Origin of the sequence: Mesorhizobium sp. M2E.F.Ca.ET.209.01.1.1, from assembly GCF_004010375.2 — a bacterium.
GTDB lineage: Bacteria > Pseudomonadota > Alphaproteobacteria > Rhizobiales > Rhizobiaceae > Mesorhizobium.
The window spans coordinates 1-488 of sequence record NZ_SADP02000151.1 but is presented as its reverse complement, the minus strand read 5'-3'; the positions used below and the strand labels follow the sequence as shown (position 1 = coordinate 488).

1 pseudogene is annotated in these 488 nt (G+C 63.9%); it reads right to left on the bottom strand.

Going from position 1 to position 488, the window contains the following annotated elements:
- Nucleotides 1-484 (bottom strand): annotated as a pseudogene (locus EN852_RS35040) (aldehyde dehydrogenase family protein); the annotation flags it as partial.
- Nucleotides 485-488 lie beyond the last annotated feature (4 nt).

Genomic DNA, 488 nt, shown 5'->3' with positions numbered 1-488 from the left:
GCGTCGGCAGATGCCGGACATTTTCCGAATTCACCCAGATCATGCCGGCGTCGAGCGCATCGGTGAAGCGCAGCGCGCGGGTCACATCCGAGGTCCACAGATAGCCGGTGAGCCCATATTGGGTGTCGTTGGCCAGAGCCAGCGCCTCGGCCTCGTCCTTGAACGAGATCGCCGTCAGCACCGGCCCGAAGATTTCCTCCTGGGCGATGCGCATCTTGTTGGTGGCACCGACGAACAGCGTCGGGCTGACATAGCAGCCGCCGCCAGGCCCCGCGAACTTGCCGCCGCCGGCGGCGACCACCGCGCCTTCCGACTTGCCGATCTCGATATAGGAGAGCACCTTTTCCTCATGCACCGGATGGATGAGGGGACCCACCACTGTGTCCGGGTCGAGCGGGTGGCCGATCCTGATCCGCTTGGCCTTCTCCGCCACCAGATCGGTGAACTTGTCGTGCACGTAAGCTTCGACCAATAGGCGCGACGACTAC